This is a genomic window from Methylocapsa aurea (assembly GCF_000746085.1).
GTDB classification, from domain to species: domain Bacteria; phylum Pseudomonadota; class Alphaproteobacteria; order Rhizobiales; family Beijerinckiaceae; genus Methylocapsa; species Methylocapsa aurea.
Genome location: NZ_JQKO01000009.1, coordinates 164,197 through 180,190, shown reverse-complemented (window position 1 = coordinate 180,190; position 15,994 = coordinate 164,197). Strand labels below are relative to the sequence as shown.

Here is a 15,994-nt window from a genome sequence, read left to right as displayed (position 1 = left end):
TCTTTCAAATCTCGCCGAGGACATGCCTCATCGCGGGAGACCGGAGACATCATTGCGAATGCGACGGGAGCCATTATCTTCGCATAGCGAAGGTCGTTGACGATTATGGATCGGCCTGCTTCTTGCGACGCCATTTTGCGAAAAGCCAGCTTCAATAGTTCAGCACGAGGAAAGACCCGCCATGATGCGCGACCGCGACCCGATCGAAATCTATAATAACTATCTGATTCCGCAGGTCATTGAAAACACCAGCCGTGGCGAACGCGGTTTCGATATTTATTCGCGTCTGTTGCGGGAACGGATCATCTTTCTGACTGGTCAGGTCGAGGACAATATGGCCTCGGTGATCATCGCGCAGCTTCTTTTCCTCGAGGCGGAGCACCCGAAGAAGGAGATCTCGATGTACATCAATTCTCCGGGCGGCGTCGTCACGTCGGGGCTCGCCATCTACGACACGATGCAGTTCATCAAGCCGAAAGTCTCGACGCTCTGCGTCGGACAGGCCGCCTCGATGGGATCTCTCTTGCTTTGCGCCGGAGAGGCGGGGCTGCGCTACGCCTTGCCGAACGCGCGAATCATGGTCCATCAGCCCTCCGGCGGCTTCCAGGGCCAGGCTTCGGACATTCTTCGCCATGCCGAAGACATTATGAAGGTCAAGAAGCGGCTCAACGATATCTACGTCAAACATACCGGCCGCGAATACGACACGATCGAAAGTACTCTCGACCGCGATCACTTTATGTCCTCGGACGAGGCGAAGGACTTTGGCATCGTGGATCACGTATGGGTCAAGAAGCCGGACGACGCGCCGGGGGCGGCGGAAGGCAAATAGGATTGCCGACCGGTCATTGCCGGTTTTTTAATGCGGGGCCGGGCAGCATGGTCCGAAGGCTCCAGGCGCTTGAAGCCATTGGGCCTCGAAGGCGCCTGGCGGACTTGGGGGCCGTCGGCGGACCGTCGCGAATTGGACTTCCGCTGACGTTTCGCGCCGAAGTGCGGCCGTGCGTCAGCGGGAAAAGCATTGATTTGGCATTCATTTTGCTTATTACAGTTTTGTGGCGGTTTCTCCGAAAGGCGGGTCGAAATCATTCCGTCGGGGCGGCGTCGCTGTTGCATTTAATTGCGCCGGCGTGGTGATCCGAGGAGCGCCGAATTTGGTTTCGAGGCCCGGCCCTTGCTTCCACGATGCGAACATGGTTGCATTTCGGGGTCTGGGCGTGGTTTGAAAGAGAGCGGGGCCGGGGTTAGACAAGAGCGGGCTGGTTCGTGTGCGGATCCGCCAGCGCGAGTGGTGGGAGAATCGTTTGGATTCTCGTCCGCCAGCTTACTCAGCGTGGCCGGGGTTCGCACATGACCTTGGCCAGTACGGAGAATATCCATGACCAAGGTCGGCGGCGGTGACGCGAAGAACACGCTCTATTGCTCATTTTGCGGCAAGAGCCAGCATGAGGTCCGCAAGCTGATTGCCGGCCCGACGGTGTTCATCTGCGATGAATGCGTCGAGCTTTGCATGGATATCATCCGGGAGGAAAATAAGTCCTCCCTCGTGAAAAGCCGCGATGGGATTCCGACGCCGAAGGAAATCTGCAAGGTGCTGGACGATTACGTGATTGGACAGCCGCAAGCCAAGCGGGTCCTTTCCGTGGCCGTCCACAACCACTACAAGCGGCTCAATCACGCAACCAAGCATAATGACGTCGAGCTCGCGAAATCGAACATCCTTCTGATCGGCCCGACCGGGTCGGGCAAGACCCTGCTCGCGCAGACGCTGGCGCGCATCCTCGATGTGCCTTTCACGATGGCCGACGCCACGACCCTCACCGAAGCCGGCTATGTCGGCGAGGACGTCGAGAACATCATCCTGAAGCTTCTCCAGGCCTCCGATTATAACGTCGAGCGGGCGCAGCGCGGGATTGTCTATATTGACGAGATCGACAAGATTTCGCGGAAATCCGACAATCCGTCGATCACCCGCGATGTGTCGGGCGAGGGCGTCCAGCAGGCGCTCCTCAAGATCATGGAGGGCACCGTCGCTTCGGTTCCGCCGCAGGGCGGACGCAAGCATCCGCAGCAAGAGTTCCTCCAGGTCGATACGACCAATATCCTCTTCATTTGCGGCGGCGCTTTCGCGGGGCTCGAGAAGATCATCTCGACGCGCGGGAAGAGCACGTCGATTGGCTTTGGCGCGAATGTGCAGTCGCCGGACGATCGTCGGACCGGGGAAATATTCCGCAAGGTCGAACCGGAGGACTTGCTGAAGTTCGGACTGATCCCGGAATTCGTTGGCCGATTGCCCGTCATCGCGACGCTCGAGGATCTTGACGAGGAGGCTTTGAAGAAGATCCTCACGGAGCCGAAGAATGCGCTGGTAAAGCAATATCAGCGGCTCTTCGAAATGGAGAACACCGAGCTCACTTTTCAGGACGAAGCTCTCAACGTCGTGGCCAAGAAAGCCATCGAGCGGCGCACCGGCGCTCGTGGATTGCGTTCGATCATGGAAGGCATTCTGCTCGATACGATGTTCGATCTCCCTGGTCTCGACAGCGTCGAGCAGGTCGTCATCGGCCCCGATGTCGTGGAGGGGAAATCCCGTCCGCTCTACATTTACGCAGAACGCAATGAGAAGAGCGGCACGAGCGCTTGAGCCGGCCCTTGTGCGATTCGAGCCTGTTGGAGGATCTGCGCCAGATGACCTGCGGCGCGTAGGCGCAGATCTTGCTTGAAACGGAAAGCGCGCTTGAAACGCCAAGCGGGAATTACCATCTCCCTTCCTGTAGTTTCACGCCGCGCTTAGAATTCATCAACCCACCGAATCGCCATGCGCCGCCTACGGGCATGGCAGTCTCGGTTTGGGCCGCCGGGCGGCGAGAGAAATTGAAACGCGTTTCGAGATAGGACGATCAAATGACCCAGAAGCGAGAGCCTGTTCTTCCGGGCGCAATCGAAAGCTATCCCGTGCTTCCCTTGCGCGATATCGTGGTTTTCCCGCACATGATCGTGCCGCTTTTCGTTGGCCGCGAAAAATCGATTCGCGCTCTCGAAGAAGTCATGAAAGCCGACCGGCTCATCCTCCTTGCGACGCAGATGAACGCCTCCGACGACGATCCGGCGACGGACGCGATCTTCACGACTGGCACGCTCGCCTCGGTTCTGCAGCTTCTGAAGCTTCCCGACGGAACGGTCAAGGTTCTCGTCGAAGGGCAGGTGCGCGCCAAGGTGCAGGGCTATACGCGCACGGATGATTTCTATGAAGCCGATGCGGAGGCGATCGCCGACGATCCGATCGACAAGGTCGAAGTGGAAGCGCTTTCTCGTTCGGTCATCGCCGAGTTCGAAGGCTATGTGAAGCTCAATAAGAAGATTTCGCCGGAAGTCGTCGCCGCTGTGACCCAGATCGACGATTACGCCAAGCTCGCCGACACCATCGCCTCCCATCTCGCGGTCAAGATCGCCGACAAGCAGGCGGTGCTTGAGACTGCGTCCGTCACCAAGCGTCTCGAAAAATGCCTTGCGCTGATGGAGAGCGAGATTTCGGTTCTCCAGGTGGAGAAGCGCATTCGCACGCGGGTCAAGCGCCAGATGGAGAAGACCCAGCGCGAATATTATCTCAACGAACAAATGAAGGCGATCCAGAAAGAGCTCGGCGACGAAGACGGCAAGGACGATCTCACCGAACTCGACGAGCGGATCAAGACGACCAAGCTCTCCAAGGAGGCGCGCGACAAGGCGACGGCTGAATTGAAGAAATTGCGCCAGATGTCGCCGATGTCGGCCGAAGCGACGGTCGTGCGCAACTACCTCGATTGGCTGCTGTCGATTCCGTGGAACAAGCGCTCCAAGGTCAAGAAGGACCTCACCGTCGCCGAGAACGTGCTCGAAAGCGAGCATTTCGGCCTCGATAAGGTCAAGGAGCGCATCATCGAATATCTTGCGGTGCAGAGCCGCGCGAACAAGCTCACCGGGCCCATTCTCTGCCTCGTCGGACCGCCCGGCGTCGGCAAGACCTCTCTTGGCAAGTCGATCGCGAAGGCGACCGGGCGCGAGTTCGTTCGCATGTCGCTTGGCGGCGTGCGCGACGAAGCCGAGATTCGCGGCCATCGGCGGACCTATATCGGCTCCATGCCGGGCAAGATCATCCAGTCGATGCGCAAGGCTAAGAGCTCGAATCCGCTCTTCCTGCTCGATGAAATCGACAAGATGGGAATGGACTTCCGGGGCGACCCTTCGTCGGCTCTGCTCGAGGTTCTCGATCCGGAACAAAACCATTCCTTCAACGATCATTACCTCGAAGTCGATTATGATTTGTCGAACGTGATGTTCGTAACCACCGCCAATACGTTGAATATTCCGGCGCCCCTCATGGACCGCATGGAAATCATCCGCATCGCCGGCTACACGGAGGACGAAAAGGTCGAGATCGCAAGACGCCATCTCATCCCCGCGGCCCTCAAGAAACATGGTCTTGCGGCGAAGGAATGGTCGATCGACGATGGCGGCCTCATCATGCTGATCCGGCGCTATACGCGCGAGGCCGGCGTCCGCAATCTCGAGCGGGAATTGTCGAAGCTCGCGCGCAAGGCGGTGAAGCAGATCTTGACCGATAAGGCGAAGATCGTCGCAATCACGGCGGAAAATATCCCGGACTTCCTTGGCGTTCCAAGATTCCGCTATGGCGAGGCGGAAAGCGAGGATCAGGTGGGCGTGGTGACAGGGCTTGCTTGGACCGAGGTCGGCGGCGAATTGCTGACGATCGAAGGCGTCATGATGCCCGGCAAGGGCCGCATGACGGTGACCGGAAATCTGCGCGACGTCATGAAGGAGTCGATTTCCGCGGCGGCCTCCTACGTTCGTTCGCGGGCGGTTGATTTCGGCATCGAGCCGCCTGTCTTCGACCGCCGCGACATCCATGTCCATGTTCCCGAAGGCGCCACTCCGAAGGATGGTCCCTCGGCCGGCGTCGCGATGGCGACGGCGATCGTGTCGATCATGACCGGCATTCCGATTCGGCGCGATATCGCCATGACCGGCGAGATCACCTTGCGCGGCAGGGTTTTGCCGATCGGCGGGCTCAAGGAGAAATTGCTCGCCGCCTTGCGGGGAGGGCTGAAGAAAGTGCTGATCCCTGAAGAAAACGCCAAGGATCTGGCCGAGATTCCAAATTCCGTGAAAAATGCGCTCGAAATCGTGCCGGTCTCGCGCATGGACGAAGTGTTGCGCCATGCCCTGATTCGGCAACCTGTTCCGATTGTTTGGGAAGAGGAGGCGAAGGCCGTCGCGCCGCTGGCTTCCGAGGATGATACTCCCGGAGCCATTGCGCACTAATCCGGCCCGAAGGCTCTGCGCCTTCGATCATGCCGCAAAGGGATATAGGCCGCGACCGAAAGGTTCGCGGCCCTTTTTGTTGGAATCTCGGTCCACTCGGGCCACGCTCCATACGACTCCAACTCGCCCGGCGCCGGGCGGACCGATGTCTTGCGAGCGGCGGATCCCCGGGCGGGGCACCCGCCCTCCGTGGGGAAGTGGGCCCTATCTGTGGCAAGCAACGCCGTTGACGCTGTAGAGCCGGTATGCCACCTAATCCCGTCGGCCTAAGGGGGCGGCAATGGCATTGGCTTGGGGCGGTTAGCTCAGTTGGTAGAGCATCTCGTTTACACCGAGAGGGTCGGCGGTTCGAGCCCGTCACCGCCCACCAGGCCCTCGCGCGGGCGATTTTGAGGCCATCCAAGGCGCGAGAAGCCGACTTGCGAGCGGCCCACCCGGCGCAGCTATATGCCTTGCCGCCGCGCCGATTAAGCGGCGTTCGCCATCACCGCGATTTCTTCGTGCTTGACTTGCGCGCCCGCCTATCTTATCCGGCACCTCTCCGAGGCGCTCATCGCGACGTCGCCTTTGCGGGGGAGTAGCTCAGTTGGTTAGAGCGCCGGCCTGTCACGCCGGAGGTCGCGGGTTCGAGTCCCGTCTCTCTCGCCATATCGCTCCCGCCAAATCGCTAAAGCTGTGCATCACGTTTGAAGCGGCCGTCCTGGCGCATTTTTAGGCGCAGCGAGCGCGCCTGCGTGTCCCGACGATGCGAAAATTGAAAATTTTGAGCATTTTCAAGCAAATCTCATCTTCAGTTGCTCAGCAAACTGCCGAAAACACAATCACAGCGCCTTTCGCCACTTCCTTTTGCTCCGGCGCGTTCGCGGTCCCGCTCTCGCTATCTTGAAACACCATCTTGCGCAGGCGATTACACTGGGATACGGATCGCGTCGCAGCAAGGCAAGCGGCCGATCCCCTTTGCCTTTCGATTTCCCGACCTTGCCGGTCCAGACCGAGCCAGTTCATGCCGAGCCTTCTCGACCAATATTTGCCGCTGGTGGTTTTCATGGCCATCGCCGCCCTGATATCGGGCGCCTTGCTCGTCGCGCCTTTTCTGATCGCCTTCAAAGCCCCCGACGCCGAAAAGCTTTCGGCCTATGAATGCGGCTTCAACGCCTTCGATGACGCGCGCATGCAATTCGACGTGCGATTCTATCTGGTCTCGCTGCTCTTCATCATTTTCGACCTCGAGGTCGCGTTTCTGTTTCCCTGGGCCGTGGCCTTCCGCGATGTCGGGACATTCGGCTTCTGGTCGATGATGGTCTTCCTCGGGGTCTTAACCATAGGCTTCGTCTACGAATGGAAGAAGGGTGCGCTCGAATGGGATTGAGCCCTTTGCAGCAAATCGGCGCTTCGCCGTCCGCCGCCAAGACCGCCGCCGCGGGCGGTCAGCTGGCAGCCGGGAACGATCCTTATTTTCTTTCGATCAACGATCAGCTCGCGGACAAGGGGTTCCTGGTCACGACCACTGACGATCTGATCAATTGGGCGCGCACCGGTTCGCTCATGTGGATGACCTTCGGGCTCGCCTGTTGCGCCGTCGAAATGATGCAGGCGGCGATGCCGCGCTATGATCTGGAGCGATTTGGCTTCGCGCCGCGCGGCTCGCCGCGGCAGTCCGACGTCATGATCGTCGCCGGCACGCTCACCAATAAGATGGCCCCGGCGCTGCGCAAGGTCTACGACCAGATGCCTGAGCCGCGCTATGTCATCTCGATGGGCTCCTGCGCCAATGGCGGCGGCTATTACCACTATTCCTATTCCGTGGTGCGCGGCTGCGACCGGATCGTCCCTGTTGATATTTATGTCCCCGGTTGTCCGCCTTCAGCCGAAGCGCTTCTCTATGGCGTATTGCTCTTGCAAAAGAAGATCCGCCGCACCGGCACGATCGAGCGCTAGAGCGCCATGCTGGCGGGCGCTGACTTCTTGGATCGGGTTAGGCGTTCAGGCCAGCAGTTGAGCGAGCGTTTCCTGGGCTTCGCGAACCGTTTCGCGACAAGCGCCTAAGAGCGCGCGCGATGCGATGGACATGCTAGCTTTCCGGCAGGCGCCGCTTCCGAGCGGGCCTGCCCGGCGCGCCAGCAAAGTGGAAGAATTGAAATGGATACTGACCTGAAACAACTGGGCGACTCGATCGCCGCGGCGCTCCCCGGTCTGGTCAGCGCGGCCACCGTGGCCTATGACGAGTTGACTTTGACGGTGGAGCCGGCCGGTCTGCTTGAGGCCGTCGCCTATCTCCGCGACGATCCAGCCTGTCTCTTTGTTTCCTTCATCGATCTCACCGCTGTCGATTATCCAGTCCGCGAGAAGCGCTTCGATGTCGTCATCCATCTTCTGTCGCCCAAGCACAATCGACGCATCCGGGTCAAGGTGGCGACCGATGCGGAGACCCCGATCGCCTCGCTTTCCGGCCTCTATCCGGCGGCGAATTGGTTTGAGCGCGAAGCCTATGATCTTTTCGGCGTGTTTTTTTCCGGCCACCCCGATTTGCGCCGGCTCTTGACTGATTATGGGTTCGATGGCCATCCGCTGCGCAAGGATTTTCCGATGACCGGCTATGTCGAGGTCCGCTATGACGACGAGCAGAAGCGCGTTGTCTACGAGCCGGTTGAACTAACCCAGGAATTTCGCAGCTTCGATTTCCTGTCGCCATGGGAGGGAGCAACCGATTATGTCTTGCCAGGCGACGAGAAGGCCAAGAACAATCCGCAGTGAACAATGCGCCGTGAGCCGCCGCAGTGAACAACGCCTTTTGAAGACGGTCCCATGAACGACACTCCGGTCCGCAGTTTCACGATCAATTTCGGCCCGCAGCATCCGGCTGCGCATGGCGTCTTGCGGCTTGTTCTCGAACTCGACGGCGAAATCGTCGAGCGGGTCGACCCGCATATAGGCCTGCTCCATCGCGGCACTGAAAAGCTGATGGAGGCCCGCACCTATCTCCAGAACGTGCCTTATTTCGACCGGCTTGATTATGTCGCGCCGATGAATCAGGAGCACGCCTTCTGCCTCGCGATAGAGAAATTGCTAAACATAGAGGTGCCGCGGCGCGGCCAATTGCTGCGCGTGCTCTTTTGCGAAATCGGCCGGATTCTTTCGCATCTCCTCAATGTCACCACGCAGGCTCTGGATGTCGGCGCCTTGACGCCGCCGGTTTGGGGCTTCGAGGAACGCGAAAAGCTCATGGTCTTCTATGAGCGGGCCTCGGGCGCGCGGCTGCACGCGAATTATTTTCGGCCCGGCGGAGTCCATCTCGATATTCCGACGCGATTGATCGAGGACATTGGGGCCTGGTGCGATCCCTTCCTGAAAACCTGTGACGATTTGCAGGCTCTTTTCATCGAAAACCGCATTTTCAAGCAGCGCAATGTCGATATCGGGATCGTCAGCCTGGAGGATTGCTGGCGCTGGGGCTTTTCCGGCGTCATGGTGCGCGGTTCCGGCGCCGCCTGGGATCTGCGCAAGGCGCAGCCTTATGAATGCTATGAAGAGATGGATTTCGATATTCCGGTCGGCCGCCATGGCGACAATTACGACCGGCAGGTGATCCGCATGGAAGAGATGCGGCAGTCGGTCAAGATCATGAAGCAATGCGTCGAGAAGCTTCTGTCGAAGGACGGGCAGGGGCCCGTGGCTTCAAAGCAGGGAAAAGTCTCGCCGCCGTCCCGCGCGGAAATGAAGCGCTCGATGGAAGCGCTGATCCATCATTTCAAGCTCTATACGGAAGGCTTCCATGTGCCGGCCGGCGAGGTCTATTGCGCGGTCGAGGCGCCCAAGGGCGAGTTCGGCGTCTATCTCGTCTCCGACGGCACGGACAAGCCCTATCGCTGCAAGATCCGGGCGCCAGGCTTCGCCCATCTCGCCGCAATGGATTTTCTTTGCCGCAAATCGATGCTCGCCGACGTGAGCGCGATCCTTGGCTCGATCGATATCGTCTTTGGCGAGGTGGATCGGTAATGTCGGACCGCTGCAAAATTTCAGGCGCCGCCGCGCTACATAAGAGTTAAGACCATGTCCGTTCGCCGGCTTACCGAATTTCAACCCGAGTCCTTCGCATTCACGCCCGACAACGAGGCTTGGTGCGATGAAATTATCAATAAATATCCGGCCGGCCGGCAGGCCTCGGCGGTGATCTCGCTCTTGTGGCAGGCGCAAAAGCAGAATGACTATTGGTTGCCGAGACCGGCGATCGAGGCGGTCGCCGACAAGCTTGGCATGCCCTATATCCGCGTGCTTGAGATCGCGACGTTCTACACGATGTTCAACCTCGCTCCGGTCGGCAGGTTCTACATTCAGATGTGCGGCACGACGCCTTGCTTGCTCGCCGGCTCCGACGCGATCAAGGCGGTTTTGCAGAGCAAGATTGGCGAGCCGGGCCATGTGACGGCGGACGGCAATTTCTCCTGGATCGAGGTCGAGTGCCTTGGAGCCTGCTGCAATGCCCCGATGGTTCAGATTAATGACGATTACTATGAGGATCTGACCCCGGAGAATTTCGAAAAGCTGCTTGACGATCTCGCCGCTGGCCGCGAGGTGAAGATCGGTTCGCAGACGGGCCGGGTTTCGTCCGAGCCGGAGGGAAGGCTGACCTCTCTGACCTCGCTCTATGGCTCCGATGGCCGCAGCGGTCCGATGTCCGCGCCCAAACCGAAACAAAGGTGAGGTCACGCAGATGCTTGAGGACAAGGATCGAATCTTCACCAATCTCTACGGCTTTGGCGACTGGGGCCTCAAGGCCGCACTCGCTCGCGGCGCCTGGGACAATACAAAAAAGCTGATCGACAAAGGCAAGGACTGGATCATCAGCGAGATGAAGGCGTCCGGCTTGCGCGGGCGCGGCGGCGCCGGCTTTCCGACCGGCCTCAAATGGTCCTTCATGCCGAAGGCCGATCCGGCGCGGCCTTCGTACCTCGTCGTTAATGCCGACGAATCCGAGCCGGGGACCTGCAAGGACCGGGAGATCATGCGCAATGATCCTCAGCTCTTGATCGAGGGCTGTTTCGTCGCCTGTTTCGCGATGGAGGCGCATGCCTGCTATATTTATATTCGCGGCGAATATATCCTCGAGGCGGATCGGCTGGAGGCGGCGATCAAGCAGGCCTATGCCGCCAAGCTCGTCGGCAAGAATAATATTCACGGCTGGCCTTTCGACATCTACGTCCATCGCGGCGCCGGAGCCTATATCTGCGGCGAAGAAACGGCGCTCCTGGAATCGCTCGAAGGCAAGAAGGGGATGCCGCGGCTGAAGCCGCCATTCCCGGCCAATATGGGCCTTTATGGCTCTCCGACCACCGTCAATAATGTGGAATCGATCGCCGTCGCTCCGACGATCCTGCGCCGGGGGGCCGCTTGGTTCGCCGGTTTCGGCGCCAAGAACAATAGCGGGACGAAGCTTTTTTGCATCTCCGGCCATGTCAACAAGCCGTGCAATATCGAGGAGGCGATGTCGATTCCCTTCCGGGAGTTGATCGACAAGCATTGCGGCGGCGTTCGCGGTGGCTCCGACAATCTTCTCGCGGTGATCCCCGGCGGATCCTCCGTGCCCTTGGTTCCGGCGCATGAAATCATCGACGCTGCGATGGATTTCGACACGCTGCGCGATTTGAAATCGGGCCTTGGCACAGCCGCCGTCATCGTCATGGACAAATCCACCGATATCGTGCGGGCGATCGCCCGGCTGAGCTATTTCTATAAGCATGAAAGCTGCGGCCAATGCACCCCATGCCGGGAAGGCACTGGCTGGCTTTGGCGCGTCGTTTCCCGCATGGCGGAAGGGCGGGCGCAGAAACGCGAGATCGACATGCTGCTCGAGGTCACGACGCAGATCGAAGGCCATACGATCTGCGCCCTCGGCGACGCGGCGGCTTGGCCGGTGCAAGGCCTCATCCGGCATTTCCGGCATGAGATCGAGCGGCGCATCGACCAATATTCCGCCAATCCGCATTCGGAGCCGGTCAAGGATTTTGGCGTCGCGGCGGAGTAGGGAATCCGATGGTTGAGGCGTCAGATAGCCTGATCTTCGAATATCTGCGGCGTCTCGACATGAAGCTCGATCGCGTCATAGAGGATATTGGCGATTTGAAAATTCGGATGACGGCGGTCGAAGAGAGGCTGGCGAGAACGGACGCGGCGATCGCAAACCTGGAATTATCGATTGCCGGCGTCAATCGTCGAATTGATCGCATTGACGGGCGGCTGGATCGCATCGAGCGGCGTCTCGATCTCGTCGAACCGCCGCATTGAGGACAAGGCATGAGCAGACTCATCGTTGATGGCGTCGAGATCGACGTTCCGCCCGAATATACGCTGCTGCAGGCGTGCGAGCAGGCGGGCGCCGAAATCCCGCGCTTTTGCTTTCATGAGCGGCTGTCGATCGCCGGCAATTGCCGTATGTGCCTCGTTGAAGTGAAGGGCGGACCGCCCAAACCGTCGGCTTCCTGCGCCGTGGCCGTGCGCGATCTGCGTCCCGGCCCGAATGGCGAGCCTCCCGTCGTCCTCACCAAGTCGCCAATGGTGAAAAAGGCGCGCGAAGGGGTGATGGAATTCCTGCTCATCAACCACCCGCTCGATTGCCCGATTTGCGACCAGGGCGGCGAATGCGACCTGCAGGATCAGGCGATGGCCTATGGCGTCGATTCCTCGCGCTATATCGAGAATAAGCGCGCGGTCGAGGACAAATATATCGGGCCGCTCGTCAAGACCTCGATGAACCGCTGCATCCATTGCACCCGCTGCGTGAGATTTACCGCAGAGGTCGCCGGCACCGGCGACATGGGCGCAATCGGACGCGGCGAAGATATGGAGATCACGACCTATCTCGAGACCGCGATGAGTTCCGAGCTGCAAGGCAATGTCGCCGATCTCTGTCCTGTCGGCGCCCTCCTCCCCAAGCCCTATTCCTTCAAGGCGCGTTCCTGGGAGCTGGTCAAGACGGAATCGATCGACGTCATGGATGCCCTGGGTTCGGCGATCCGGATCGACACCCGCGGGCGCGAGGTGATGCGCATTCTGCCGCGCATCAACGAGGCGGTGAACGAGGAATGGATTTCCGACAAAGCCCGCCAGATCGTCGACGGCCTCAAAAGCAGACGCCTGGATCGCCCCTATGTGCGCGAGGCGGGCAAACTGCGCCCGGCCACCTGGCAAGAGGCGTTTGCGGCGATCGCCGCCAAGGTCAAAGCCGCCGCGCCCGATCGGATTGGCGCCATCGCCGGCGATCTTTGCGCTCTTGAAGATATGTTCGCCCTGCAATCCCTGGCCGAAAAACTGGGCGTGATCTCGCTCGACTGCCGGCAGGACGGAGTCAAGCTCGATCCGCGGTTCGGCCGGGCGAGCTATCTATTCAACCCGACCATCGCCGGCATTGACGAGGCCGATGGCCTGATGATCATTGGCTCCAATCCACGCAAGGAAGCGCCGGTCTTGAACGCGCGAATCCGCAAGCGCTGGCTGAGAGGCGGCTTCAAAATCGGCGTGATCGGCGAGAAGGCCGATCTGACCTATGATTACGCCTATCTTGGCGCTGGACCCGAAACGCTGGCGACTTTCGCCGATCATCCTCCGGCCAAAATGGAAAAGCCGATGTTCCTGATCGGCCAGGGGGCTTTTGCGCGGGAGGATGGGCTGGGCATCCTTGCGCTCGCCGCCAAGGCGGCGGCATCGCTCGGCGTCGTCAAGGACGGTTGGAACGGATGGGCCGTCCTGCACACGGCGGCGGCCCGAGTCGGCGGCCTCGATCTCGGCTTCACGCCGCGTCAAGGCGGGCTCGACGCAAAGGGCATGGCGAAAGCGGGGGCGCTGGACGTTCTCTTCAACCTCGGCGCCGATGAGATCGAGGTGGAGCCGGGCGCTTTCGTGATCTATCAAGGGACGCATGGCGATCGCGGGGCCGCGCGCGCCGACGTCATCCTTCCGGGTGCGACCTATACCGAAAAATCCGGCGCCTACGTCAATACGGAAGGTCGCGTGCAAGTGGCGGACAGAGCTAATTTTCCGCCCGGCGACGCGCGCGAGGATTGGGCGATTTTGCGCGCCCTCTCCGAGGCGCTTGGCCAGCGCCTGCCATTCGACTCGCTCAAGGCCCTCCGGGCGCGCCTCCATGCCGTCCATCCGCATCTTGCAAGCGTCGACGAGATTGCCGCGGGCGAGCCCTTTGACGCTGGCCAGCTCGTCTCATCCACCGAGGCCTATGGCAATGCGCCCTTCGTTTCGAAAGTTTCCGATTTCTATTTGACCAATTCGATCGCGCGCGCCTCCGCCGTCATGGCGGAATGCTCCGTGCTGTCCGAAAGTCTCACGCGGCAGGCGGCGGAGTAGAGGCCATGGCTCACACGGGTTGGTTCCTGGCTTTGCTCCTCACCATCGTGAAGAGCGTCGCTTTGCTGGTCATTCTTTTGATCTTCATCGCCTATATTCTCTATGCCGATCGCAAGATCTGGGCGGCGGTGCAATTGCGGCGCGGACCGAATGTGGTCGGTCCCTGGGGCCTTTTCCAAAGCTTCGCGGATATGTTGAAGTTCGTCTTCAAGGAGCCGGTCATTCCGGACGGAGCGAACAAAGGCATTTTTCTGCTCGCCCCCTTTGTGATGGGCATGCTCTCCCTGGCCGCCTGGGCGGTCATCCCGGTCAGCGAGGGTTGGGCGATCGCCGACATCAATGTCGGGATTCTCTATATTTTCGCGATCTCATCGCTTAGCGTCTATGGAATCATCATGGGCGGCTGGGCTTCGAATTCGAAATATCCGTTTCTTTCGGCGTTGCGCTCGGCGGCGCAGATGATTTCCTATGAAGTCTCGATCGGCTTTGTCATCATCACCGTGCTGCTCTGCGCCGGATCGCTCAATCTCAGCGACATCGTCGCCGCGCAGGACACCGGCTTTGGCGCCTTGGGCTGGTACTGGCTGCCGCTGATGCCGATGTTCGTCATTTTCTTCATCTCGGCGCTCGCTGAAACAAACCGTCCGCCGTTCGATCTCGTCGAGGCCGAATCGGAACTCGTCGCCGGTTTCATGGTGGAATATTCCTCGACGCCTTACATGCTTTTCATGCTGTCCGAATATGTGGCGATCATCACGATGTGCGCGATGATGACCATTCTGTTTCTCGGCGGCTGGCTTTCGCCGATCCCGGCATGGCCCTTCAACGAAGTCCCCGGCGTCGTCTGGTTCGTTTTGAAGGTTTGCCTGGTTTTCTTCATGATCGCCATGGTGAAAGCCTTCGTGCCGCGCTATCGCTACGATCAGCTGATGCGGCTTGGCTGGAAGGTGTTTTTGCCGATTTCTCTGGTGATGGTCATCCTCGTCGCCGGCGTTCTGCAATTCACCGGCTGGGGCGCGGGCATGGCGCAATGAGGGCGGCTCGGAAGGCGAAGGCGCTGGATGCGCCAACTTGCGCGGCGAAACGACTTAGGAGGCAAGATCAATGAAACTCGACCAGGCCGCCAAGGCGGTGTTCTTGACGGAGTTCGTCGGCGCCTTCTTCCTTTCGATGCGCTATTTTTTCAAGCCGAAGCCGACGCTCAACTATCCGCATGAGAAAAATCCGCAGTCGCCCCGCTATCGCGGCGAACATGCTTTGCGCCGCTATCCCAATGGGGAAGAACGCTGCATCGCCTGCAAGCTTTGCGAGGCGATCTGTCCCGCGCAGGCGATCACCATCGAGGCCGGCCCTCGGCGCAACGACGGCACGCGCCGCACGACGCGTTACGATATTGACATGGTGAAGTGCATCTACTGCGGCTTCTGTCAGGAGGCCTGCCCGGTCGATGCGATCGTTGAAGGGCCGAATGCGGAATTCGCCGTGGAGACGCGCGAAGAACTCTATTACGACAAGAATCGGCTTCTCGAAAACGGCGCGCGGTGGGAGCGGGAGATCGCCCGCAACATCGCGCTCGATGCGCCCTACCGTTGAACGAGGCCGTTAAGGTGATCGGACGGATTTCAATTCAAGGCCCGCAGCTTCTCAAGCGGTCTCGGCGCCAGCAGCTCCCTGCGGGGAAGCGCTGCATCACCAATGGGGTTAGGCAATGAGCGTCGCGGCGCTGTTCTTCTATTTGTTTTCAGCGGTCATGATCGCCGCCGCCTTCATGGTGATTTCGTCGCGCAATCCGGTGCATTCGGTGCTTTTCCTCATCCTCGCCTTTTTCAATGCGGCGGGGCTGTTTCTACTGCTAGGCGCCGAATTCCTGGCGATGATTCTCGTCGTCGTCTATGTCGGGGCGGTGGCGGTTCTGTTTCTTTTCGTCGTCATGATGCTCGACGTGGATTTCGCCGAATTCAAACAGGGATTCCTGCAATATTTGCCGATCGGCGGAACGATCGGCCTCATCGTTCTGGTCGAGCTTGTCCTCGTCGTCGGCTCCTGGACCATCGGGTCGACGTCGATCGCAAATGTCACAACGCCAATGCCGCCCGGCATGACGAACACCCTGGCGCTCGGGCGTGTGCTCTACACCCAATATATTTATCTGTTCCAGGCGTCCGGGCTCATTCTGCTGACGGCGATGATCGGCGCCATCATCTTGACCTTGCGCCACAAGGTCGGCGTCAAACGCCAGAATATCGCTATCCAGAACGCTCGGACTCCGAGCGAGGCGGTCGAAATTCGCAAGACGCCATCGAGGCAGGGCGTTTGA

Annotated in this window: 14 protein-coding genes and 2 tRNA genes; all 16 read left to right on the top strand. The window is 59.8% G+C overall.

Annotated features, from left to right (window positions below):
• The first annotated feature begins 184 nt into the window (after window positions 1–184).
• On the top strand, window positions 185–832 hold the full coding sequence (locus DL86_RS07430) for an ATP-dependent Clp protease proteolytic subunit (protein WP_036259962.1): 648 nt from the start codon (window positions 185–187) through the stop codon (window positions 830–832).
• A 546-nt stretch (window positions 833–1,378) separates the two neighbouring features.
• Window positions 1,379–2,644, top strand: a complete 1,266-nt coding sequence (gene clpX, locus DL86_RS07420) for an ATP-dependent Clp protease ATP-binding subunit ClpX (protein ID WP_036259819.1) — start codon at window positions 1,379–1,381, stop codon at window positions 2,642–2,644.
• 260 nt (window positions 2,645–2,904) lie between these two features.
• Window positions 2,905–5,322 carry an endopeptidase La gene (gene lon, locus DL86_RS07415; protein ID WP_036259818.1) on the top strand — a complete coding sequence of 806 codons (2,418 nt, stop codon included), beginning with the start codon at window positions 2,905–2,907 and terminating at the stop codon, window positions 5,320–5,322.
• 294 nt (window positions 5,323–5,616) lie between these two features.
• A tRNA-Val gene (locus DL86_RS07410) sits at window positions 5,617–5,692 on the top strand.
• A 201-nt stretch (window positions 5,693–5,893) separates the two neighbouring features.
• A tRNA-Asp gene (locus tag DL86_RS07405) sits at window positions 5,894–5,970 on the top strand.
• 355 nt (window positions 5,971–6,325) lie between these two features.
• Window positions 6,326–6,691 carry an NADH-quinone oxidoreductase subunit A gene (locus DL86_RS07400; protein ID WP_036259817.1) on the top strand — a complete coding sequence of 122 codons (366 nt, stop codon included), beginning with the start codon at window positions 6,326–6,328 and terminating at the stop codon, window positions 6,689–6,691.
• The gene (locus tag DL86_RS07395) at window positions 6,682–7,260 is read left to right on the top strand and encodes a NuoB/complex I 20 kDa subunit family protein (protein ID WP_036259816.1); all 579 of its coding nucleotides are present in this window, start codon (window positions 6,682–6,684) and stop codon (window positions 7,258–7,260) included. Before DL86_RS07400 ends, DL86_RS07395 begins: the two co-directional genes overlap by 10 nt.
• Window positions 7,261–7,461: 201 nt before the next feature.
• Complete coding sequence (locus tag DL86_RS07390; protein ID WP_036259815.1) at window positions 7,462–8,076, top strand: NADH-quinone oxidoreductase subunit C; 615 nt, start codon at window positions 7,462–7,464, stop codon at window positions 8,074–8,076.
• Between the two features lie 51 nt (window positions 8,077–8,127).
• Window positions 8,128–9,318 carry an NADH-quinone oxidoreductase subunit D gene (locus tag DL86_RS07385; RefSeq protein WP_036259813.1) on the top strand — a complete coding sequence of 397 codons (1,191 nt, stop codon included), beginning with the start codon at window positions 8,128–8,130 and terminating at the stop codon, window positions 9,316–9,318.
• A gap of 54 nt (window positions 9,319–9,372) precedes the next feature.
• Entirely contained in the window at window positions 9,373–10,023 is a 651-nt protein-coding gene (gene nuoE / locus DL86_RS07380; protein ID WP_036259811.1) for an NADH-quinone oxidoreductase subunit NuoE, read from the top strand.
• Between the two features lie 10 nt (window positions 10,024–10,033).
• Window positions 10,034–11,344: an NADH-quinone oxidoreductase subunit NuoF gene (gene nuoF, locus DL86_RS07375; protein ID WP_036259810.1), complete on the top strand. Its 1,311-nt coding sequence runs from the start codon at window positions 10,034–10,036 to the stop codon at window positions 11,342–11,344.
• Window positions 11,345–11,352: 8 nt separating this feature from the next.
• Window positions 11,353–11,604, top strand: a complete 252-nt coding sequence (locus DL86_RS07370; protein WP_036259808.1) for a hypothetical protein — start codon at window positions 11,353–11,355, stop codon at window positions 11,602–11,604.
• A gap of 9 nt (window positions 11,605–11,613) precedes the next feature.
• A complete protein-coding gene (gene nuoG, locus DL86_RS07365; RefSeq protein ID WP_036259806.1) occupies window positions 11,614–13,677 on the top strand; it encodes an NADH-quinone oxidoreductase subunit NuoG in 2,064 nt (687 codons plus the stop codon).
• 5 nt (window positions 13,678–13,682) lie between these two features.
• Entirely contained in the window at window positions 13,683–14,711 is a 1,029-nt protein-coding gene (nuoH, locus tag DL86_RS07360) for an NADH-quinone oxidoreductase subunit NuoH (RefSeq protein WP_036259805.1), read from the top strand.
• 70 nt (window positions 14,712–14,781) lie between these two features.
• Window positions 14,782–15,270, top strand: coding sequence for an NADH-quinone oxidoreductase subunit NuoI (nuoI, locus tag DL86_RS07355; RefSeq protein ID WP_036259804.1), 489 nt, complete (start codon window positions 14,782–14,784; stop codon window positions 15,268–15,270).
• Window positions 15,271–15,385: 115 nt separating this feature from the next.
• The gene (locus tag DL86_RS07350; protein ID WP_036259803.1) at window positions 15,386–15,994 is read left to right on the top strand and encodes an NADH-quinone oxidoreductase subunit J; all 609 of its coding nucleotides are present in this window, start codon (window positions 15,386–15,388) and stop codon (window positions 15,992–15,994) included.